Source organism: Allomuricauda sp. MMSF_3307 (genome assembly GCF_030733585.1).
GTDB lineage: Bacteria > Bacteroidota > Bacteroidia > Flavobacteriales > Flavobacteriaceae > Flagellimonas.
Genome location: NZ_JASHIQ010000001.1, coordinates 543,916 through 567,204, shown reverse-complemented (window position 1 = coordinate 567,204; position 23,289 = coordinate 543,916). Strand labels below are relative to the sequence as shown.

The 23,289-nt window shown below is 44.8% G+C and carries 17 protein-coding genes and 1 tRNA gene; 7 read left to right on the top strand and 11 right to left on the bottom strand.

What is annotated here, in order from left to right; genetic code table 11:
* Nucleotide 1: 1 nt before the first annotated feature.
* The 8 genes from RBB12_RS02475 to RBB12_RS02435 form a co-directional block, all read right to left on the bottom strand.
* Nucleotides 2-610, bottom strand: a complete 609-nt coding sequence (locus RBB12_RS02475; protein WP_306012664.1) for a hypothetical protein — start codon at nucleotides 608-610, stop codon at nucleotides 2-4.
* Nucleotides 588-1,835: a DNA (cytosine-5-)-methyltransferase gene (gene dcm / locus RBB12_RS02470; RefSeq protein WP_306012663.1), complete on the bottom strand. Its 1,248-nt coding sequence runs from the start codon at nucleotides 1,833-1,835 to the stop codon at nucleotides 588-590. Before dcm ends, RBB12_RS02475 begins: the two co-directional genes overlap by 23 nt.
* A 29-nt stretch (nucleotides 1,836-1,864) precedes the next feature.
* Nucleotides 1,865-2,830 carry a hypothetical protein gene (locus tag RBB12_RS02465; protein ID WP_306012662.1) on the bottom strand — a complete coding sequence of 322 codons (966 nt, stop codon included), beginning with the start codon at nucleotides 2,828-2,830 and terminating at the stop codon, nucleotides 1,865-1,867.
* Between the two features lie 137 nt (nucleotides 2,831-2,967).
* Nucleotides 2,968-4,593, bottom strand: a complete 1,626-nt coding sequence (locus RBB12_RS02460) for a S41 family peptidase (protein ID WP_306012661.1) — start codon at nucleotides 4,591-4,593, stop codon at nucleotides 2,968-2,970.
* A complete protein-coding gene (gene rnpA / locus RBB12_RS16110) occupies nucleotides 4,577-5,374 on the bottom strand; it encodes a ribonuclease P protein component (protein WP_313882840.1) in 798 nt (265 codons plus the stop codon). The genes RBB12_RS02460 and rnpA overlap by 17 nt, the downstream gene beginning before the upstream one ends.
* A 136-nt stretch (nucleotides 5,375-5,510) precedes the next feature.
* A complete protein-coding gene (locus tag RBB12_RS02445; protein WP_306012660.1) occupies nucleotides 5,511-7,364 on the bottom strand; it encodes a M1 family metallopeptidase in 1,854 nt (617 codons plus the stop codon).
* Nucleotides 7,365-7,367: 3 nt separating this feature from the next.
* A complete protein-coding gene (locus RBB12_RS02440; RefSeq protein ID WP_306012659.1) occupies nucleotides 7,368-9,017 on the bottom strand; it encodes a S8 family peptidase in 1,650 nt (549 codons plus the stop codon).
* A 24-nt stretch (nucleotides 9,018-9,041) separates the two neighbouring features.
* Nucleotides 9,042-9,908, bottom strand: coding sequence for an MBL fold metallo-hydrolase (locus tag RBB12_RS02435; RefSeq protein ID WP_306012658.1), 867 nt, complete (start codon nucleotides 9,906-9,908; stop codon nucleotides 9,042-9,044).
* 219 nt (nucleotides 9,909-10,127) lie between these two features.
* Here RBB12_RS02435 and RBB12_RS02430 point away from each other — a divergent pair, with 219 nt between their 5' ends.
* On the top strand, nucleotides 10,128-11,987 hold the full coding sequence (locus tag RBB12_RS02430; RefSeq protein WP_306012657.1) for a sodium:proton antiporter: 1,860 nt from the start codon (nucleotides 10,128-10,130) through the stop codon (nucleotides 11,985-11,987).
* Here the strand turns inward: RBB12_RS02430 and lepA are convergent.
* Nucleotides 11,984-13,780: a translation elongation factor 4 gene (gene lepA / locus RBB12_RS02425; protein WP_179383207.1), complete on the bottom strand. Its 1,797-nt coding sequence runs from the start codon at nucleotides 13,778-13,780 to the stop codon at nucleotides 11,984-11,986. The two genes, RBB12_RS02430 and lepA, sit on opposite strands and share 4 nt — an antisense overlap.
* Before the next feature lie 151 nt (nucleotides 13,781-13,931).
* Here lepA and RBB12_RS02420 point away from each other — a divergent pair, with 151 nt between their 5' ends.
* Both RBB12_RS02420 and dusB read left to right on the top strand, forming a co-directional pair.
* A complete protein-coding gene (locus RBB12_RS02420; protein WP_306012656.1) occupies nucleotides 13,932-16,352 on the top strand; it encodes an outer membrane beta-barrel protein in 2,421 nt (806 codons plus the stop codon).
* 51 nt (nucleotides 16,353-16,403) lie between these two features.
* Nucleotides 16,404-17,396, top strand: coding sequence for a tRNA dihydrouridine synthase DusB (gene dusB, locus RBB12_RS02415; protein WP_306012655.1), 993 nt, complete (start codon nucleotides 16,404-16,406; stop codon nucleotides 17,394-17,396).
* Here the strand turns inward: dusB and RBB12_RS02410 are convergent.
* Both RBB12_RS02410 and rbfA read right to left on the bottom strand, forming a co-directional pair.
* The gene (locus tag RBB12_RS02410) at nucleotides 17,393-18,598 is read right to left on the bottom strand and encodes an ABC transporter permease (protein ID WP_306012654.1); all 1,206 of its coding nucleotides are present in this window, start codon (nucleotides 18,596-18,598) and stop codon (nucleotides 17,393-17,395) included. The genes dusB and RBB12_RS02410 overlap by 4 nt on opposite strands.
* 2 nt (nucleotides 18,599-18,600) lie before the next feature.
* Nucleotides 18,601-18,996, bottom strand: coding sequence for a 30S ribosome-binding factor RbfA (gene rbfA / locus RBB12_RS02405; RefSeq protein WP_119607165.1), 396 nt, complete (start codon nucleotides 18,994-18,996; stop codon nucleotides 18,601-18,603).
* Between the two features lie 101 nt (nucleotides 18,997-19,097).
* On the opposite strand from rbfA, the gene mce reads away from it, so the two are divergent.
* From mce to RBB12_RS02385, 4 genes are all read left to right on the top strand, one after another.
* On the top strand, nucleotides 19,098-19,505 hold the full coding sequence (mce, locus tag RBB12_RS02400) for a methylmalonyl-CoA epimerase (protein ID WP_179383203.1): 408 nt from the start codon (nucleotides 19,098-19,100) through the stop codon (nucleotides 19,503-19,505).
* Nucleotides 19,506-19,560: 55 nt separating this feature from the next.
* Nucleotides 19,561-19,634: transfer RNA gene (locus RBB12_RS02395), tRNA-Ile, on the top strand.
* 62 nt (nucleotides 19,635-19,696) lie between these two features.
* Nucleotides 19,697-22,114: a hypothetical protein gene (locus RBB12_RS02390; protein WP_306012653.1), complete on the top strand. Its 2,418-nt coding sequence runs from the start codon at nucleotides 19,697-19,699 to the stop codon at nucleotides 22,112-22,114.
* A gap of 80 nt (nucleotides 22,115-22,194) precedes the next feature.
* On the top strand, nucleotides 22,195-23,286 hold the full coding sequence (locus RBB12_RS02385; RefSeq protein WP_306012652.1) for a sensor histidine kinase: 1,092 nt from the start codon (nucleotides 22,195-22,197) through the stop codon (nucleotides 23,284-23,286).
* Nucleotides 23,287-23,289: the final 3 nt, after the last annotated feature.

Below are 23,289 nucleotides of genomic sequence, written 5' to 3'. Positions count from 1 at the left end.
ATCACACTAACCTCTTCGCCACTCCAATTCTATTCAAAAAATCCAGTCTTAGAATAAGATTCACGGGCTTTTCCACTTTGTTTGTACTGGAAAAATATAGATAGCCCTCTTTCTTGGGATCAAGACGCTCCAGCACCAACTTTCCATTCACCTCTTTTTGATTAAGGGCCAATTCCTCTAAGAGAGATTGATTTAGACCCAGTTCATGTAGGCGCAAAAGCAGTTTTTCCCGGTTTACAAAAGTGATGTTACAACTGGTGAACACATCCGCTTCATCCGAATAAATACTGGTGACCAATGCATAAAAATGGGTCTTTTTGGAAACATCGAACAGCCATCCCTGCTTTTGCACCCCGTTTTTCGTGTAAAAGAGCTCAAAGGCAAAAGTGGGCAAACTTTCGTTGATATAGTCCAATTGGGCTTTTTCGTCCACAAAGAAGAAATCCCCCGACTGTTTGTCCTTTAAAATCAAATCGATTCCCTGTAACTGTTTTTTGAGTTCCGAAACACGCTCAAAATCATATTTTTTGAGGTGTTTTTGGTAATAGGTGTCCAGTAAGGAGCTTAATCGTAGTTCTTTGGATAGGTCAGCTTTGAAGTTGCTTTTCAAGGTGGTTAATTTTCCGGAACAGGGAAGCACCAATCTTTTCCACAATGCCCACCACCAAAGCGTTGCCCATAAAAAAGGCGCGTTTGGCATCCGAAATGCCCTCCAATTGGGTATGATGGTCCGGAAACATGTTCAACCGTTCCAATTCAACAGGTAAGAGTCTTCGAAGTCCCTTGGAGGTTTGGACCACGTGCTTAAACCGCGAAGGGGATTTACCGCCCTCACCGGTTATAATAGTTCTGGAAGGTTGATCAAGAGCATCAGGGAAGACCATGCTTCCCTCGCTATAATGGTATTCAAAACCAGCTTTGGTCTTGCGTATTTCTTTTTTGGAGCCTTTTAAATAATCCCATTTGGGCAAATCGGCCTCATCAATATAATATTCGGAAGGAATGGCACCCTGCTCCAAAACATCCGATAACATCGTTCTATTTCCATCGTAGGAGGCGGAGGTGGTTAAGGTAGTTACCTTGCCATCTACACAGATTCCGGTATTTAGGAAAGGAGATAGTCCTTTTTCACTGTTGAAATTGGAGGATAGTTCCACTAAATCTTCTTCCAAATCAAATACAGTCGGTTTTTGAGGGGTTGGAGCAACGGGAAAGGCCTCGGAGAAAATACCATCGTGAAGCATCCAATCTTCTGGATGCGAATTTTTCATTTTTTGATGGATTTTGGACCCCTTAAAATATGCCAGAAAAAAAACGCGCCTTCGGCGCTGAGGCATTCCATACTCGGCCGCATTGATTACGCGCCATTCCACGGCATAGCCCAAATCCGACAAACTGCGCAACATCACTGCAAAATCCCGCCCACGTTGTGTGGAAGGCGATTTTAAAAGCCGATCCACATTTTCCAAAAACAGATAATTCGGTTTGTTTTTCTTTTCGGAAAGTATACGGTGAATGGACCACCAAAGAACCCCCTTTTTACCAATAAGCCCCTTGGAGTTCTTCAAGGAGGTGGCCACCGAGTAATCCTGACAAGGAAAGCCTCCGACCAACATATCATGGTCTGGGATTTCTTCGGTTTTCACGGTCTCGATATTCGCATTGCAATGGTTCTCCTTGCCAAACCGAGCTTCGTAGACCAAGGAAGCGTGCTGCATTTTGGTGGAAGGTTCCCATTGGTTGCTCCAGACCACTTTGAAACGGTTGGTGCGTTCCAGACCAAGGCGAAAACCACCTACCCCCGCAAAAAGTTCACACACTTTAAGTTGTTGCATACCCAAAAATAGAATTTATTCCCTCTTTTTTAGCCATTAATGGATGAATCAAAGACGGTTTGGTAAAAAGATAGCAGGAATACGATGGAAAAAATAAAGACCACGATCATAAATATGATATTCAAGAATCGCGAAAAATCCTGATTTTCCAAATTTTCGGTGATTCTGGAAGCATCGGGATTTCCGGGGAGGTACATTACCTCTACATGATCCATTTCTTCAGCAGACTGGGCATTTTCCGCTATTTTTTTATCAGTTCCTTTGATTTTCTCCCCATTTTGGGACCTAAATAAATAGGAAAAATCAAAAACTGGTTCTGCCTTGACCAAGGTTCCCGTATTTTTCCGGGCTGATACTGTTGCCGTCGCCCCAACACCATAAAACAAGAGATTCCAGTTGTATTCCAAGGATTTTTTATCCACCAATACCCCAATCTTTTGCAATAACAGATAGAGTAAGATGCTCACGACAATGAGCGTCAGTCCAATTTGCCAAGTATACGACGTTTTAAAGAGTTGCTCGTAGGTATTCGGTGCAGCGAAAATCCGTTCCATAGCCTCGCCCATCAAGATATAGCCCCCAATCACATAAACAATGATTTTTAGGCTGCAGATGATGACAAATACAAATGAAAACCGACAGGGTTTTTGGGAAAGGAAGATGGGGTTTTTGGGTTTTCGGGCAATATTGAGGCCAATTTCGATGGTTTTATCGGTTTCAAACCGTCGCAAATGGGGTTTGGTGTCCCATACCCGAATTTTTCGGTGTATATGATGACCGGAAAAATTCTCGAACAGCAACAACAGCTCCAGTAATGGTTTTTTTCCGCCTTTAATGGTAGTTACGGTTATGATGGAGGCTTCTTTGGTAACGGAGCCGCTTCTCCGATTACGCACAATGCAGAACGCCCTTGAGAAACAATTGCTCATCAAATTGTACAACCAATAAAAAAGAACAAGGCCGATCAGGGACAAGGTGAGCACAGTGTAGGTCATATGCAAAATTTTCAGTTAAGATATGACGCGCAACGAAAAGTTTTGCCCACCAATTGACGGTTGATGGTTTTGAATTGACGGATGGTGGTTTTGAATTGACGGATGAAGAATTCAGGCTATCAAAAACCTCACAAAAACTACCTCAAAATGCTGGCATATTTTTGGGAGTCGGCCAAGAGCTCTTTGGCCGTCAAGATGGCATCGTCGTGGTCCAAATAATACTTGTATAGGCCTTCGCGATAAAAATATCGGGTGATGATCTCGTCCTCCAGCTTTTTGGTGATTTCCATTTGATAGCTGTCCAAGGCCGAAATTTTACCACGGTTAACCGCTAAGAGTAGATCTTTGTACTTTTCCTGTACTTCGGAGCCCAATAACATATCGTCCGTATTGATGGATTCTTCCAAAATCTTTTCTGTTTCGGTCTGAAAGGTGAAGTTTTCCGATTTCACAAAGCTTTTGAATTCGGAATAATCGCTATCGGAGAAACGGAAATTGTCCACGGAATTGAAATCGTGGGCATAGAAATAATCCGTAGCAAAATCAAAAACAAGCTGATTATCTTCAAGAGCATCAATCAGGGAATTGGTTTTAAGGGATTCGATGGTCACATCGGGCATTATGCCTCCGCCATCCCAGACCTTTCGGCCATTTCTGGTAGTAAACTCATTGAACTCGGTATTTCGAACCGCATTGCCCTCTTTATCTCGATTCCAATAATCCAAGGATTGTATGCACCTTCCTGATGGCGTGTAATATCTGGAGATGGTCACTTTCAATTGTGTTCCGTAGGTCAATTTTAACGGACGTTGCACCAGTCCTTTTCCAAAACTCTGTGCACCGACGATTACAGCGCGGTCCAAATCCTGTAATCCACCGGAAACAATTTCACTGGCCGAGGCACTTTTGCCATCCACCAATACCACCAACGGAATTTCCTCATCTTCTGGCTGGTTTTTGGTTCGGTATTCCTGATTAAATTTTTTGACTTTGGATTTTGTGGTCACGATCAATTCGCCTTTGGGCACAAAAAGATTGGTCACATTAATAGCTTCTGAAAGCAAGCCACCAGGATTTCCCCTAAGGTCCAAAATCAAACGTTCTGCACCTTTGCCCTTGAGGTCTTGCATGGCGGATTGGGTTTGTTTGGACGCCTTCCGATTAAAACGGGAAAGCACAATGTACCCTGTTTTTTCGTCGATCATGTCATAAAACGGCACGGCATCGACTTCCACACCTTCACGGGTGATCGTGGCCGTTTGGGTTTTTCCCTGTCTTAGAAATGTAACATCGACCGTGGAGTTGTTAGCGCCCTTGAGCAGTTCCCCGGCGTTGTCGTCAAAATCGGCAACGTTGGTCTCCCCAATTTTAATGATTTCATCCCCAGCTTTTAGCCCGGCCTTGTCCGCCGCATAGCCTTGATAGGTTTCAACGACAACCAATTTTCTGTCACTGGTCCGCACCAAGGCCCCAATACCGGAGTATTCACCAGCATTATTGATACGGTAGGATTCCACATCCTGTTCGTTCAAAAATTGGGTATAGGGATCTAGTTCTTCCAACATGTTCTTTATGGCAGAATCCATCAGCGCAGCTGGATTGGTCTCATCCACATAGTTCATGTTCAGCTCCTTAAAGAGCGTTGTAAAAATTTCTATTTGCTTGGCAATCTCAAAAAAGTCACTCTTAAAACTGCTGGCCCCCACCAAAACGACTACGGCCAACACGGGAATCATCAACTGCTTCTTAATCAATCTTTTCATGGAATTCTTTGTTTACAAATGCCTTTAACAGCGTTTTCATAGCAATTTCGACCTGCCTAAAATCGGGGTCTTTCTTGCCAAGGTATAAAAATATGAACGCATAATTTCCCTCAATGTTGTTAAAAATGAGGGGCTTGTTGAGCCTGTACGCCTCACGTAACAGGCGTTTGATACGGTTGCGTTCCACGGCTTTTTTGAATTTTTTCTTTGGCGCCACCACGGCCACCTTCACCGGGACAGCATCAGGAAAAGAGGTGTTGAGGTATATTAGTTTGATGGGAAACTCCTTTAGTGTTTTTCCTTCGGAAAAAAGCTTTTCAAAAACGGTTTTATGGGTGAGCTTCTCCTTTTTTGGAAAGGAATTGTCCCCTTGAGGGGACTTTAGGGGTGTTTTTTCTGCATTCAAATTAGGGTCTTTGTATTGCATTTGAGCTATCGTTTCTTTTATGCTCATCAAAACACTGAACATATTGCTTTTAACTTCCTGATCCTGCAACCTGAGCAAATGTACGCCGACTTTTTCTAGTTGATGTTCTCTTTGTTGATCCTTGTCATATTTGAAATCATGCGATACCCCGTCAATTTCTATGGCAAGCTGTAATTCGTGGCAATAAAAATCAACAATATACTCAAGTAAAGGAACCTGTCGATGAAATTGAACCCCCATTGAACGTTGCTTTAGTTTTTCCCAAAGAAGGACCTCGGAGAGTGTACTGTTTTTACGAAGTTGCCTTGCAAATTCTTTTAACTTGGGATTATATGGAATAACCTTGTTTTTCATACGATCTAACCCAAATATATCAAGAATAATTGTTCAAGTAACACCCCTAAGGTCCCCTCAAGGGGACAGTTGTTCATGATAGATAAAAAAAGGGCGGCACAATGGCCGCCCTTCAAGATTCTTCCATGCGTGTGGACTATTCCTCTGCCTGGTAAACGTTGTTTTCTCCATTAACATCGGCCATCAACTGGGATGGGTCTATCATAATGGCCTGCACGTTCTCCAGCGGCATGTCCAAGGTAAACTCATAAGTGGGATACGCCCAAGGCCAATCCTCCAAAACAGTGCGCTTTAAATTAGGATATGGGTTGTCTTTTTCCCCGAACATCATGCGCAAGGGAACGTAATAGGTTTGTTGGGTGCCGTCCTTGCCCACTACCAAAATATCCAACGGCATGGGCATTTCGCCAATGCGCTCCATGGTCACTTTGGTGCTTTCTCCATCAGCTTCTACACTTTTGATTCCATAATCGATGGTATTGGTGGTCTGCGTCCAATCTTTAAGGTACCAGTTAAGCTCCATTCCGGATACTTTTTCTGCGGTCCTTTTGATGTCGTTGGGCACAGGGTGCTTGAACTTGAAATCCTCAAAATATTTTTGAATGGTTTCCATAAGTTTGTCCTGCCCAATAACATAGCCCAATTGCGAAAGGAAAATGGATCCTTTGCTGTAGGCCGAAACACCGTAGGCGAAGTTGGTGGTATACCTGTCCGCATGGGTCGCTTGTGGCATTTCGAGACCAGAGTTTACCAAAGCGTAGTACCCTCTGTAGGAGCCTTCAAACGGATTTTCCTTGTTCTGCTCCATAATCTGGTTCATACACAAACTGCTGATAAAAGAGGTGAAACCCTCATCCATCCATTCGTGCTCAGATTCATTGGTGGCCAGTACATGCTGGAACCAAGAGTGCGCCATTTCGTGCACCATTACCCCAACCAAGCTGCCAAATTCGCGTTCACCGGTGATCAAAGTGCTCATGGCATATTCCATACCGCCATCGCCTCCTTGAACCACAGAATATTGTTCGTAGGGGTACTTCCCGACATTATCGCTAAAAAATTTCATGGCCGCAGCTGTTTTGGGCTGAAGTTTTTTCCAGTTTTCGTTGAATTCTGGATTGTCCTTGTAAAAGAAATGTAGAGTTGGGCCATCTTCCATTTCGTACGTATCGTGAATGTACTCTGGGTCGGCCGCCCACATAAAGTCGTGGACGTTGGGCGCTTTAAAGTGCCAGGTCAATGTTTTTCCTTTGGTCTTCACCTTGGTGCCGGGCGCTTCGTACCCGTGACCGATTTCTTGTGGATTCTGAAGGTATCCGGAACCTCCAACCGTGTAGTCCTTGTCCAAAGTAATTTTGACATCAAAATCGCCCCAAACCCCATGGAACTCGCGGGCTATGTACGGGTTGGGATGCCACCCCTCAAAATCATATTCGGAAAGCTTGGGATACCATTGGCTCATGGATAGCGCTACGTTTTCCCTGCTGTTTCTTCCAGAACGTCTGATTTGCAACGGAACCTGACCTTCAAAAGTCATATCAAAAGTAGTTTTTCCTCCGGGAGGAATGGGTTGTGCCAAATTCACTACCAAAATCGTCCCTTCTTCCGTAAAAGTAACAGGCTGGCCATCTTGGGTGAGGGATGTAGCGTGCAAGTAGCCCATTTCACTTTCGGAAAGCGAAGCAATTCTACTTTTGCCACCTTCCATCATCCTTTTATCGGGATCTTTGATGTTTTGCAGCCTAATGTCCATTTCACTACCAGGCTGAAAGGCATTGTAGTACAAATGATAGAAAACACGGTCCAATTGATCAGGGGAGTTATTGGTGTAGACCAATTTTTGGGTCCCGGTGTATTGATAGGTTTCCACATCCATGTTCACATCCATGGTGTAATCTACATGTTGTTGCCAGTAGCCCGTATTTTGGGCACTCAAAAAAAGACTGCTCCCTAATAGGGCTGAAAAAAGAAATAATTGTAAACGTTTCATAAATTATTTTGAATTACTGTCCAAGGTCATTTTGCCGTTTGAGACGTTGTTTGCTAAAATTAAGGCATTGTAGGCATTCACCATTTTGCCCGATTTGGAAATTTTATCAAAAGTGGTGGCTTTGGTTTCGTCACCGGCCACAATTACGGAGGTTTTGGTCCTTAGACCGGATTCCATGATAATGTTTTTTACTTGTGATGCCGACAGGTCGGGATAGTACGAGCGAATCAACGCCGCTACACCGGCCACGGCAGGTGCTGCCATGGAAGTTCCCCCTTGAAATTCGTATGCACTGTTGGGCATGGTAGAGTAAATCTCTGCGCCCGGGGCAAAAACGTCCACCCGTTGACTGCCATAATTGGAAAAAGAGGCGACCATTTCGGAACCATAGTTACTGGAAAGGGCTCCAACGGTAATCAAGTTATCCACAAACTCCGTTTCGGTGTCCATGTCATCATTGGGATAATTTCTGTTTTCCGGAAGCTCCAGGTCCTCTCCATCGTTACCAGCTGCATGAACAATCAATACGTCCTTGGAAGCTGCATATTTGATGGCCTCATAGACCCATTCTGCTTTTGGGGAGAAGGATTTTCCAAAACTACAGTTAATGATGGAAGCACCATTGTCCACCGCGTATCGGATACCCAAAGCGATATCCTTATCGTATTCGTCCCCGTTTGGCACCGCACGAATACTCATGAGTTCCACATTTTTGGCGACGCCATTTACACCGATTCCGTTGTTTCGCTGTGCGGCAATAATACCCGCTACGTGCGTACCATGGCTTTCGCTCTCTACTTGGTTGTCCGGGTTTCCGTTGCCATAGGGCACATCGGTAATGTCGTAAGGGTCATCGCCCACAGGAGCCCTACCGTTAAAGTCCTTGTTCAGATTATAGTTGACTTGCTCGGTAAAATAGGTAATTCCTTCTTCAAGTTCTTCCAACACTTCGGAAATACTATCCCCATAGGTGAACATCTGTGTCAACACGGCAACACTTTGCTCCATTTGGGCGGTCTTGGGTTCAATGGAAAGTAAATCTTCCTTGGTATAGGTTTCTTTACCAAGTTCGTCTTGAACGAGTTGGTCGGCCCCTTTGACCACTTGAAAAATTTGTTCGTACTGCTGCTTGTTTTGAAGGGCTTCAGGGTATTTCTTATCCAAAAGAAGCCTCGCTTCGGCTCTTTGTGAGGCATCACCAATGTTCAAGCGGAGCATACGCACATATTCCAATTGCTCATTATAGGAATCCCCAAGAAAATTATAGCCGTGAATATCGTCCACATAACCATTGCCGTCGTCGTCCTTCCCGTTGTTGGGAATTTCATCGGAATTGGTCCAAAGCACACCCTTTAGATCTTCGTGGTCCAAATCCATGCCGGAGTCCAAAACGGCGACCACTACGGTTTTTCCTTTTTTGTTTTTGATGATTTCATTGTAGGCCCTGTCCACGCTCATTCCGGGAATGGTGTCTTGGATAAGGTCTAGGTGTCCCCAATGCTTTTTTTCTGCTTCGGTAAGTTCTGAAACCTTTAAAGGAACGGCATCGATGTTCTCCACAGGTGTGGAAACCAATGAGGTTGATCCACAACCCATCAAAACAAGGGCCGCAGAAAGCGAAAGGAACGATAGTTTGTTATATGTGCAATTCATAAATTGTTTTGGAATAAAAAAGAGTTATGGTGTATTGAATAATTCTTGATACGTAAAGACCTGATCGAGGCGCGCCCCCTTTTCTGTTTGCTGTAAGGAGCAGATTTGATTGTGGGCATCGTGCTCAAAAAGCAACAACCAATCATTTTCAACAGCTTGATTCAAAAAGCGGCTTTTTTCCTCCAGTGTCAATAATGGCCGGGTATCGTAGCCCATGACGTAGGGTAGGGGAATGTGACCGACGGTTGGAATCAAATCGGCGACAAACACAAGGGTTTTACCTTGGTATTGGAGGTGGGGCAACATTTGCTTATCGGTATGCCCATCCACAAAGTGGATGCCAAAACCGAGTTCGGATTTTTCTAGGAATGAACCATTATTTCGGTCCACAAAATGGAGCTGGCCGCTCTCTTGCATGGGCAAAAGGTTTTCCTTTAAAAAAGAAGCTTTTTCGCGGGCGTTGGGTTTGGTAGCCCATTCCCAGTGGTCCTTGTTGGTCCAAAACTTGGCGTTTTTAAAAGCAGGTTCGTAGCCCGTTCGGTCTTTGTTCCATTGGATACTGCCCCCACAGTGATCAAAGTGCAGGTGGGTCAAAAAAACATCGGTGACATCATCACGGTGGAAGCCCACTTTTTCCAAAGATCTGTCCAATGTATGATTTCCCCAGAGATAGTAATAGCTAAAAAACTTCTCTGACTGTTTGTTCCCAAGACCGTTGTCGATCAAAATAAGTCGATCCCCATCCTCAATCAAAAGGCAGCGGGCGGCCAAATCGATCATGTTGTTTTGGTCGGCAGGATTGGTCCTGTTCCAAATGGATTTGGGCACCACACCGAACATGGCTCCGCCATCCAACTTAAAATTACCGGTCTCAATGGGATAAATTGTCATTCTGAAAGTAAAATGGGCTGCAAAATAAGAAAAGCACGCCCCAAATGCCGAAAAAATAAAGATATATTGGCCGTAATTTAACAAAAAAGCGACCAGTTAAGGCCAAAAATGAATGTCGTTCCCAAAACGATCGAGCGATTGGTGAAGGGAAACAGTAGAGCGTTGGGTAAAGTGGCCATATCTAAAAGAAAAACAGTAAATTTCCACAAAACTTAGACCATGCTCGAACTTGCAGGAATCATAATTCTTGGAATTATTGCACAATGGGTGGCCTGGCGATTTAAATTGCCCGCAATTTTACCCTTGATATTGATTGGTTTGTTGGTAGGGCCTATTGCCACCCTATATACCGAAGACGGATCAAAATTGATAGAACCTATCTGGAACGGCGAAAAGGGCCTGTTCCCTGGGGAAGGGCTCTATTCCTTTGTTTCATTGGCCATTAGCGTCATCCTTTTTGAAGGTGGCCTAACGCTCAAGAGAGCTGAAATATCCAATGTGGGGCCCGTGATCACCAAGCTGATAACCGTAGGCACCATTGTAACCTTTTTTGGCGCCGGTGTCGCGGCCCATTATATTTTTGGCCTCTCATGGCAGATTTCCTTTTTGTTCTCTGGACTGATCATTGTAACCGGCCCGACGGTAATTACCCCGATTTTAAGGAACATTCCCTTAAAAAAGGATGTTTCTGCCGTTTTAAAGTGGGAAGGTATCCTAATCGACCCTATCGGAGCGTTGGTTGCTGTATTGGTTTTTGAGTTTATCAGTGTGGGAGAGGGGCAGGCCTTTACCCAGACCGCTTTGGTGGAGTTTGGAAAGATCATCCTTTTTGGGACCACCTTCGGATTCACCTTTGCGCATGCGTTGGCCTTTGCCATCAAAAGGGATTTTATTCCGCATTATTTGCTGAACGTGGTTTCCCTTTCAACAGTGCTATTGGTGTATGTGGAATCGGACCTATTTGCCCACGAATCGGGACTATTGGCCGTTGTGGTCATGGGCATGGTGATGGGGAATATGAACCTGCCGAACCTAAAGGAACTACTCTATTTTAAGGAATCATTGAGCGTACTTTTGATTTCCATTCTCTTTATCCTGCTGGCGGCCAATATCAACATCAGTGATATGGAGTTGATCTACAATTGGAACACAGTCATCCTTTTTGCGGTCATTGTTTTTCTCATTAGGCCCATAGGGGTGTTCCTGAGTTCGCAAGGGTCCAATTTAAAGTTCAACGAAAAACTATTTATCGGTTGGGTTGGGCCTCGAGGAATCGTTGCGGCCGGTATTGCTTCCCTTTTTGGTTCAAAACTGATGCAACGGGGGGAACCCGGAGCCGAATATATTACCCCTTTGGTATTCATGATCGTGTTGGGAACGGTACTTTTGAATGCCACCACCGCCCGTGTATTCGCAAAATTAGTGGGAGTGTTTCTAAAGAAGTCCGAAGGTATTTTGATTATCGGTGCTTCCAGACTCTCTAGATTGATAGGGAACTACCTTAGAAAGAACAATAGGCACGTGGTGTTGATAGACAACAACCAAAACAATGTGGACAAGGCCAAAAAACTGGGCTTGGAAGCTATAACGGCCAATATTTTTTCCGATACGCTAACGGATAACATCGAGCTCAACGATATGGGTTATTTGATGGCATTGACCGGCAATTCGGACATCAACAAATTTGCCATCAAAAAATTCCAAAGGCAATTTGGTGAAAATGGAGCTTTCCGCTTGGTGAATACTGAGGAGGTAAACGATCCTGATAACAATCCGAAGGAGGGGCTATTTTCACACACGGACGATTTTATCCAGTTAATGGACACGGTTCGCAAGCATCCTACCATCCACGAAATTGAACTGGAGGACAAAGAACATTACGACAAGCTTATCGACATTACCTACGAAGACCGCGATATTGTACCCTTATTTACCAAATCCCCTGATGGCAGTATTGAGATCATCCCTGCAAACAGCAAGGACTTTACACCCAAAGGGGAAGGCTACAAGCTGGTGTACCTTGGCAAAATATTGGAAAATGACGAAGAAGAGTCAGAAGAGCCTACAGAGGAGGATTAATCGTTCAATTTAAGAACGGCCATAAAGGCTTGCTGTGGTATTTCCACATTACCTACTTGGCGCATCCTCTTTTTACCCTTTTTCTGCTTCTCCAACAGCTTGCGTTTACGCGATATATCTCCACCGTAACACTTGGCGGTCACGTCCTTTCTCAAGGCTTTGATGGTTTCCCTTGAAATGATCTTGGAACCGATGGCGGCCTGGATCGGAATATCGAACTGTTGCCTTGGGATGAGTTCCTTTAGTTTTTCGCACATCTTTTTACCAATGTGATAGGCATTGTCAAAGTGAACCAATGCAGAAAGCGCGTCGACGGGTTGCGCATTCAGCAGGATGTCCACCCGCACCAATTTGGATGTGCGCATGCCAATAGGCGAATAATCAAAAGAGGCATATCCTTTGGAAACCGTCTTTAAACGGTCATAAAAATCAAAAACGATTTCAGCCAAGGGCATATCAAAGATCAACTCGACCCGCTCGGTGGTCAAATAGGTCTGGTTAACGATTTGTCCACGTTTTTCAATACAGAGCGACATCACATTGCCCACAAAGTCGGCCTTGGTGATAATGGTCGCCTTGATATAGGGCTCCTCTACCCGGTCAATGGTAGATGGGTCCGGTAGATCGGAGGGATTGTTAACGATAATGGGTTTTTCATCACCTTTGGTGGTGTAGGCGTGGTAGCTTACGTTAGGCACCGTAGTGATCACGGTCATATCGAACTCGCGTTCCAAACGCTCTTGGATGATTTCCATATGCAACATACCCAAGAATCCACAACGAAAACCGAAGCCCAGAGCAGCACTACTTTCTGGGGTAAAGACCAGCGAAGCATCATTCAATTGCAATTTTTCCATGGAAGACCGCAAATCCTCAAAATCTTCAGTGTCTACGGGATAGATTCCAGCAAAAACCATGGGCTTTACATCCTCAAAACCACTGATGGGGTTTTTGGTAGGGTTGGCCGAATCGGTGATGGTATCACCCACTTTTACCTCGCGTGCATCTTTTATACCGGTGATCAAATAGCCCACATCCCCTGTCGAAATCTTGTTTTTGGGATGCTGGGTCAGTTTTAGGGTACCAATTTCGTCTGCTTCGTAGGATCTTCCCGTAGCGACGAATTTAATTTTTTGGCCTTTGGTGATTTCTCCGTTTACTACCCTAAAATAGGTTTCCACTCCTCTAAAAGGATTATACACGGAATCAAAAACAAGTGCTTGCAACGGTTCGTCGCGGTTTCCTTTTGGTGGGGGAATACGGTCGATGATCGCCGTTAATATTTCTTCAATACCCAAACCTGTTTTGGCACTGGCTGGAATCACCTCTTCCGGCTTGCAGCCCAATAGGTCCACAATATCATCGGTCACTTCTTCGGGATTGGCACTGGGAAGGTCCACTTTATTGAGCACGGGGATAATCTCCAAGTCGTTTTCCAACGCCAAATAAAGGTTGGAAATGGTCTGCGCCTGAATACTCTGGGCGGCATCTACCACCAAAAGCGCTCCTTCGCAGGCCGCAATGGAACGTGACACTTCGTATGAGAAATCGACGTGTCCGGGAGTGTCGATCAGGTTGAGGACATACTTTTCACCGTTGTGCTCGTAATCCATTTGAATGGCGTGGCTCTTAATGGTTATTCCACGTTCGCGCTCCAGGTCCATGCTGTCGAGCAATTGGTCCTGTTTCTCGCGTTCGGTCACCGAGCCGGTAAAATCCAACAAACGGTCGGCCAAGGTACTTTTACCGTGGTCAATATGTGCAATGATGCAAAAATTCCTGATCTTCTCCATAACAATAATAAGATACCCTAAAAAAGGGATTTTATCAACTGCAAATATAATTGTTTTACATACCCATAAAGGGTTTTTTATCAATAAGAAAATAAGGGGCTATTTAGCTCAAAAATAATTTCTTAGATTTGAGGTTCAACCCAAACCTCTAATGAAGAACCTCACCACCGTACTTATATGGGTGCTCCTATCCTTAGGTGGCGCTTATGGCCAAACCTTTAAGATTACCGGAAAGGTGGTGGACGAGCAGAACCAGGTAATACCTTACGCCAATATTTTGTTGTTAAAGGCTACGGATTCCACCTTTGTTCAAGGAAGTTCGGCCAATGAGCAAGGCTTTTTTGAGCTTTTGCAAGTCGAGCCCAACCTGTATCTGCTGCAAGCGAGTTATGTGGGCAGGGGCTCCGAACCCAGAGCATTGGATATTAAAAAGGACGTATCCCTCGGCGCTTTGATCATTCCCATGGAGAGCAATGAATTGGATGAGGTCGTGGTCACGGCTCAGCGCCCCAAACTCCAACGATTGCCTGACAGACTGGTCTTTACGGTGGAAAACACAGTGGTTTCGCAGGGAACCTCATGGGACATCCTTAAAAATACGCCCGGCGTTATCGTCAATCAGGATAATTTGATGATACGCGGCCAAAATGCCACGGTCTACCTCAACGATAGAAAGGTACAGCTTTCAGGGCAGGAGGTTCAGGATCTGCTGCAAGGGCTTTCGGGAACCAACATCAAGTCGGTGGAAGTGATAGCCAATCCACCCGCCCGCTATGATGCCGAGGGTGGACCGATTTTGAACATTGTCACCAGCAAAAACATTGTTCCCGGCTATAAGGGCAGTGTAAATGGAACCTTCACCCAGGCGGTATTCCCAAAGTACAGTATCGGGACGAGTCATTATTACAAAACGGATAAACTCAATCTGTTTGCCAATTACACCATCAACCCCCAAAAAGAGGTCAATAAAACCAAAAAGGGCATCAATTTTATCGATGATACCAATTCGATTTTCTCCGTTTGGGACACAGATTACAATCAAACGGACCGCTCGCAGTCGCAAAATGCCAGTTTTATCCTCGATTATGATTTTGATGACCGCAATAGTCTCAATCTGACCTCCAACCTGTTGTTCAATCTGGACCAAGAGCAACAGACCCTGCTCAGGAACGAAATCAGCAATGCGCAGGCTGAGTTGGATTCGACCTTCACCACCCAGAACAATGCCAACATGGACAATACCAACTTGGCCTTTGACCTTACTTACGTGCACAAACTCAAAAAACCCGGTGCGCAAATTCGGGCCAACGGTCATTACACCTATTTTAACGGGGAGACGTTCCAACGATTGGCCTCCGATTATTTTGATGCGGACGGCACCTTTTTAAGAGATTTTGGTTTTGATTCGGAAACCGACCAAAACATTCAAATTTTTACAGGACAAATCGACTACGCTACGCCCATCGGAAATGCCTCTTTTGAATCGGGATTGAAATATTCATCGATATATTCCGAAAACAAGCTCGATTTTTTCAATTTCAACGGTTCGAGCAATACGGTGGATGCCTCCCTATCGGACGAGTACACCTATGACGAGAAAGTCTACGCCGCATATTTGAGCTTTGTGAAGAATTGGGAAAAATGGTCCATGAAATTGGGTGTGCGCGGTGAGTTGACACAGGCAGAAGGCATTTCGGAGACCTTAGATCAGGTAAATACGCAGGACTTTTTTGAGCCCTTCCCTTCTCTGTACCTGCTTTACTCGCCATCGGACAAGCATAGCTTTTCCTTTGATTATGGAAGAAATATTAACCGACCCAAGTACAACGACCTGAATCCTTTCCGATTTTTTTACAACGAAAACGACTTTGAGGAAGGAAATCCGGGGTTGAGGCCAAGTTTTAGCAATAACTTCAACTTCAACTACACGCTCAACAGTGAGTACTTCTTTGATGTCTACTATCGCGATAACGGCCGGAACATAGCCTATTTGGTATTTCAGGATAATGAGAACCAAACCTTGGTAGAGTTGAAACAGAACGTACTGGAAAGCAAATCCTACGGATTGGATTTTACCTTGAGCAAGTCCATTTTGAATCCGTGGTTCCTGTACGCCTATACTTCGTTGTTTCATGAAGAGGAAACATTTTTGGCCGAGGAAAGCGGCAATGTACCCTTCACCAACGAGGTGAATGGGGTCTACGCTTATTTGGGCAATTACTTGACCCTTTCCAAAGATGGAACCTTTACCGGGGAAGTCGCCGCCACCTATGTATCGCAATTTCTCTTTGGCTCTTACGTGTCCGATGAGCAGTTTAATTTGACGCTTGGCCTTCGCAAGACCTTGTTTGACAATAAGATAGTGCTTTCACTTGCCGCAGAGGATATCTTGGAGCAGTATGTGCCCACCTATCGTTCGCAATACCTGAATCAGGACAATTTTTATCGTAGACGCCCCGAAACACAGTTCATCCGTTTTGGATTCACCTATAATTTTGGGAACTTTAGGTTGGAGGATAACCAAAGAGGTATCGACAAAAACGAACGCGACCGACTGCAATCGCAGAACTAAGTTTGGATTTGCCGCCTATTTTGTACTTTTGCAGTCCAAAAAACAAAGGATTTGCCAAAAATTGGAAACATAGAACTACCTGATTTTCCGCTTCTTCTAGCTCCTATGGAGGATGTGAGCGACCCTCCCTTCCGAAAATTGTGCAAGGAGCAGGGTGCCGATGTGGTGTATACGGAGTTTATCTCTTCGGAAGGATTGATCAGGGACGCCGCCAAAAGTGTCATTAAACTCGACATTTACGAAAAAGAGCGGCCCGTAGGCATCCAAATTTTTGGCGCCGAATTGGATTCCATGCTCCAAGCCGTCGATATTGTGGAAAAATCAAACCCCGACATTATCGACATCAATTTTGGCTGTCCCGTAAAAAAGGTGGTCTGTAAAAATGCAGGGGCCGGTATTTTGCGCGACATTCCTTTGATGGTCAAACTCACCGAAGAAATTGTAAAGCGAACCAAATTGCCCGTTACTGTAAAAACACGATTGGGATGGGACAATAATTCCATTAAAATTGTTGAGGTAGCAGAGCGCTTACAGGACGTTGGGATACAGGCCATTTCCATTCACGGACGTACCCGGGTACAGATGTACAAGGGCGAAGCCGACTGGAAACCCATTGCCGAGGTGAAGAATAACCAACGTATGCACATTCCGGTATTTGGCAACGGGGATGTGGATACGCCAGAAGCCGCAGTGAAAATGCGCGACGTATTTGGACTGGACGGAGCCATGATCGGCAGGGCAAGCATCGGTTATCCATGGTTCTTTAATGAGGTGAAACACTACTTTAAAACAGGGGAGCATTTAGCACCCCCCTCCATGCCGGAACGGGTGGATGCTGCCCGTAGGCACTTACAGATGGCCATTGACTGGAAAGGGGAAAAACTGGGCGTTTTTGAAACCCGTAGGCACTACACCAATTATTTTAAGGGCATACCTCACTTTAAGGAATACCGCATGAAAATGGTGACCAGTGACGATGCCGCCGATGTTTTTGCCGCTTTTGATGAGGTAGAGGAGAAGTTCGGCGATTTCCAGTTTGCTTAAGCGGAAATCAATTTTTCGTTGATTCGGCTGCTCGCGATTTTTGAGGAGATAAAGCCCAATACCACAATCGTTCCGATAACAATCAATACATTAATGACATTGAACTCTACGGGATAAGCCAGGGTAGGTGTAATCTTCAACCAACCGAATGCCAATTGTGATCCAATCAGAAGTGTACCGATCAACACACCGATCAATCCACCAAAGGAAGTGACCAAGATGCCTTGGATAAAATAAATACGCCTCAGTTCTTTAATGGTGGTTCCCAAGCTGTACAGTGTTTTGGAATTTTGTTGTTTGTCCAAAATCATCATTATAATGGCACCGACCACATTGAAAAGGGCAATGATCAATACCAAAGTAAAAATCAAATAGGTGGCCAAATTTTCGGTGTTCAGCATCCGATATAGTGAGGTATTTTGCTCCCTACGCGTTAAAACGGACACCTTATCGCCCAAGACTTCCATTATGGCGTTACGGACATCATCCGCAGAGGCCTTTTTCATCAATTTAAAATTGATGCCGGAAACCTCGGTAGAGTCCTTTTGCAGCAGCTCTTGCACAATGGGGAGTTGGGCAAACACATACTTTTTATCCAAGCTTTCTTCCACGGCATACACCCCGCTTACCACTAGGGCCAAATCATCATACGGTTTGGCATTGAGGCCTTGTTGGGAAAAGGACCCTTCGCCCGGTTTGGGCACCAGGACCTCCATTGCCGTGCGGTTGTTCATCGGAACGCCCAGCAAATTATAGATACCGATACCGATGACGCCATTATAGACATCCGAACCCCAATTCCCAAAAATCAGGGTACTGTCGACCCCAGTAACGGCTCGGTAATGCTCATCCACTCCTTTAATGTAGGCGATGGTACTTTTCTCTTTATAGGTAAGGTAGGCCCGCTCTTCCAATTCTTTGGAATAATTGGCCAGTCCCTCGATGTTGGCAAGGGCCGATTCTTCATCCGCGGAAACGGAAAAATGCTTCCCGATGGTGGGCGAAGCCTTTAAATCGGGATCAAAGGTGTTGGAAAAGGAAAGGCTGAAGGTCCGTAGCCCTGCAAAAGCGGAAAGGACGATAAAAAGTGCAGCGGAACCGATCACAATCACCAAAAAAGTGATAAAATTGATGATGTTCACCGCATTCTGGCTGCTTTTGGAACGCAAGTAGCGCTTTGCGATATACAGGGGAAAGTTCAAAATTAGGATTTCTTGCGTTTGTCGAGCAGATCCCTATTCTCGATAGGGTTTTCCTCTCGCTTCAGCGATTTCTCGATTCCTTCGATGTACTCCAACGAATCGTCCAGATAAAAGTTGAGCTCCGGCACACGACGTAGTTGGTGCTTGGTGCGCTGGGCCAGTTCGTATCGGATGGCTACTTGGTTTTCTTTGATGCCTTCCAACAATTCCTTGGCGCCTTTGTTCGGAAAAATGCTGACATATACCTTGGCCAAGGACAGGTCTACGGTCACGGAAACCTTGGACACCGAGATCAAAGTTCCCTTAAGACCACCGTCAGTCGCGGCACGTTGTAGGATATCGGCCAAATCCTTTTGAATGATTCCCGCTATTTTTTTCTGTCTTTGTGTTTCCTCCATACTGCAAAAATAAGCGAATTAATGACTAACGTCACAGGATTAACCATTTACAGTGCGTAATTTTGAAAAAAGCTGCGTATTTTAAAGCTATGGATACTTCTATGGACAAAATTGAACACATCGGCATTGCCGTAAAGGATTTAGAGGCTTCCAACGCCCTGTTTGCCAAACTTTTTGGGGTGCCTCATTATAAAGTAGAGGAAGTGGCCTCGGAAGGGGTAAAGACCTCCTTCTTTAAATCGGGACCCAATAAAATTGAACTGTTGGAGGCCACAAAACCGGATAGCCCCATTGCCAAGTTTGTAGAGAAAAAAGGGGAAGGCATTCACCATATCGCATTTGCAGTGGAGGACATTGTTTCGGAACTGGAGCGATTGAAAGGTGAGGGCTTTGTGGTGTTGAACGAAACCCCCAAAAAAGGGGCGGACAACAAGTTGGTGGCTTTTTTGCACCCAAAGGGCACAAATGGCGTTTTGGTGGAGCTATGCCAAGAAATAAAAGAGGGCTAGCGGGAAAACCTTGCGCTGTAGAAAAATAAACACTAATATTGCATCCGCAAAATGCGGTCCTATAGCTCAGTTGGTTAGAGCACCTGACTCATAATCAGGTGGTCCCTGGTTCGAGCCCAGGTGGGACCACAAAAAGCCCCCTCGGTTAGGGGGCTTTTTTTATGTTGAGACTGAGCTTTTGCCACTCCGACTTGAAAGAAATTTCTGAAGGCATCTGTTCGGAATACTTAAATAATGTGCTATCTTTAGGGATAGTGATTCGCGCTAGAAACATTATCGTATTCCCCTTTCTTTTGATTCTGTCCGTTGTCGCCCTTGGACAAGATGCGGCAAAAGCAGATTCGGAAGCCCCTCCATTGCTTGAAAATATCCATCTACATTTGAACAAAACGGCTTTTTTCAAAGGAGAACATCTTTGGTTTAAAGCGTACGTGAAAGACCAACGCCAACATTTGCCCTCTTCAACTACAACGAACTTACATGTTGGCATTTTTTCTAAGGAAGGAAAGGCTTTACAAAAGAAAATGCTCCTTGTAAACAATGGTATTTCCTATGGTGATTTTTCCATTGATTCCACCTTTGTTGAAGATTCCTATACGTTGATGGCATGGACCAACTATATGAAAAACTTTGAGTCGGCCACTCCGTTTCTTCAACAGATCAAGATTGTTGGGAAGACCAAGCAAATGAGCCAGGGCAAGGGTGATTTGACAATTCTAGTTCACCCTGAAGGACAACAGATCATTGCAGATGCATACAACAGTGTTGGTTTTACGGTTGTTGATGGGCATAGGCGTCCTATACAAACTAACGACATTTATCTGTTGACCGAAAGCGGCAAACAAATTCAGTCGGATATTCAAACAAACGAGTTGGGCCAAGGCAGGTTTGGCTTTTTTGCCGACCCCAACGAATCCTATTTTTTAAAAATTAAAGGAATAAAAGGGCTTTGGACAACACATCAATTGGAAATTGAACCACATCAGGGAATTGGAATAAGCGTGGACAATACGGCAAAAGATGTGGTGGTGATACGTCCCAAAAGGTCTAAACCAAGCTTATATGTAAAAGATGGGACAAGATTTTCGATGGCAATTTTTAATCATACGGACGGCACCTACATGCATCGTTATGAAATCGACCCCAACAACACGCCCATTTCCATTGGCCGCAATCAAATCCCAAGCGGAATCAATACGGCGGTCATTTTGGACGAAGATATGAGCCCCGTATCACAACGAATGTTTTTCAACAAACAAAGTTTGGATAAAAAGCCACATTCGGTAAATATCAGTTATTGCTTGACCCAAAACCAAGACTCTCTTCAGATAGACCTGATGCTGCCAGAAGGAAATGAACAAGCCAATCTAAGCATATCGGTACTTCCGGTGGAATCAAGAGCATATTACCCTAACAATTCGATAAGTTCATCCTTTTGGGTACAACCTTACCTTAAGCAGCAGTTTGTTGATGGCAGGTATTTTTTTGAAGGCGCAGACCGTTCCAGGGACTATCAAATGGATACGAGGTTGCTCATGGAAGGCAGCCAAAAATTCGGCGAACTTATGGGCAAAGACCTTAACGAAAACATCACCTACGAATTTGAAGAAAGCATAGCCTTCAGCGGTAAAATTTTGGATGCCGACCTCAAAAGTGAAAAACAGGTTTCGATAATGTCCCAAACGTTCGGCACGGTCAATTTCTTTGATCTTTCATCAAACAAGAACTTTGGGGGGAGACTTCCCTTATTCGAGAACGACTCGGTCTTGGTCAGTGTTTTGGACGAAAAGGGAAAACTCAGAAAGCCAAAAGCAGAACTAAATTTCGATCATCATCGTTTGGATACTTTTAATTATTCCAAATGGTTGGCCAAAGAAAACCAAATTGAACAAGAACCCGCGCTTTTAAAAATAGGGGAAGACCTAGACCTGACCGATAGAACGATATCGCTTGATGAGGTAGTAGTTTCGGAAAAGATAAAGGAGAATACCAAATTCCAGATAACCACCGAAATAGAAGCTAGAATCATTGATAAAAAAGCCTTAAGCCAGCACAACTCTTTTATAAGTTATATTCAAAAATTGGGCTTTCAGATTCGGCCGAATGTTCAAGAGGGAGGTATTAGCGTTTACGTTTTTAACGCTCCGGGCATCGCGCGGGTGCCCGTTTCGATTGGGGGAGTTCCCGCCAATCCGGGAGAACTTGTTTCAATGCCACTTTCATCCATAGCATCAATCGTTTATAATAAGTACGTTATGCCTCATCAAGGGCCTTTTATTGCGTTGTCTTTACGATACGACTATGATGAATTGTATGGCAGGGAGGCGCGTTTCACAAGTTTTGCGATTCCTAAAGGGTTCAATCGTCCTCAAGCTTATTTTACCCCCAATTACCCGGATTATAGTTCATTTTTGTACAAAAGATATGGCGCTATTTGGTGGGAAAGTCAAGTTAAGGTCAGCTCGGAGGTACCACATTCAATCACGGTTCCCCTCAACGAACAACAGGAGGTCAAAGTAATTATCGAGGGGATGTCGACCCAAGGGCTGTTGTACCACACCGAACAGACCTGCAGTCCGTTTGTGAACGTTGAATCTTCCAACGAGTAGGATTAAATACCTTCAGAGACTTTAGACCATGCAACCCCCAAATCCTAAGAATTCACTAATTTGCTACAAAGGACCAACGCATGTTCACCACCGAGCAAAAACTCAAGGAACGCATCAAGGAACTGACTTGTCTGTACGAGGTGACCTCGCTTATCGTCAATTGCGATTATGATGACATGGAAACGGCGCTACTGGGCATTGTGCAGTGTTTGGAACGGGCCTGGCAGTTCGACACCGATACCTATGTGCAGCTATCCACCCCCGAATACCACATTAAAACGAGGGAAAAAGGAGATGCCTACGTGTTTTTGGAGTCGGCCATAACGGTGTTCAATAAACCCAAGGGCGTTATCAAGGTCGGGTATCCCTCCCCCCAATATAAGCTCAAGGATTTTTTGGAGGAGGAGCAGCAGCTGTTGGACAATGTTTGCCTAAAGGTGGGCAACTTGTTGGAGCGGAAGGAAATCAAGGAAAAAGAAGAGCAGATCCGCCGACAGGTAGAACAATCGGACAGACTTAGGATCTTGGGTGAGATTACGGCCGGAATCGCGCATGAGCTGAACACACCCCTGGCCAATATTTTGGGCTTTACCGAGTTGTTGCAGGAACGTATCGGCGATGATGCACAGGCGCTCAAAGATTTGGACAAGATCATGACCAATGCCATATTTTCGCGCGAAGTGGTGAAAAAATTGATGTTTTTCGCCTGCGAAATGCCCGAAACCCGCGAAGTCATCAATGTGGTGGAGGTGGTCGAGGAGGCGATTACCATGTTGCGTACCACGCTTCGCCAAAGCCAAGTGGCCTGTACCTTTGAGCATTCCAAGGATACTGTTGAACTGCGTATCGATAAAATTCAGCTCACCCAAGTGGTGTTTAATCTGGTTATGAATGCTATTTACTTTTCACCGCCACAGAGTACCATTTCCGTTCTCTTATCAACCAAAAACGATAAGGTGGTGCTGACCCTTTCGGACGAGGGTCCAGGCATCCCAAAGGAGTCCATACCCCATATTTTTGACCCGTTTTTTACCACCAAGCCCGTTGGGGAAGGTTCGGGATTGGGGCTAAGCGTGGTGCACGGCATTGTGCAAAGCCACCAAGGCAGCATCGAGGTGGCCCAAAATACGCCAACAGGCACTATCTTTACCTTGCAATTCCCTAAAAAATAACCA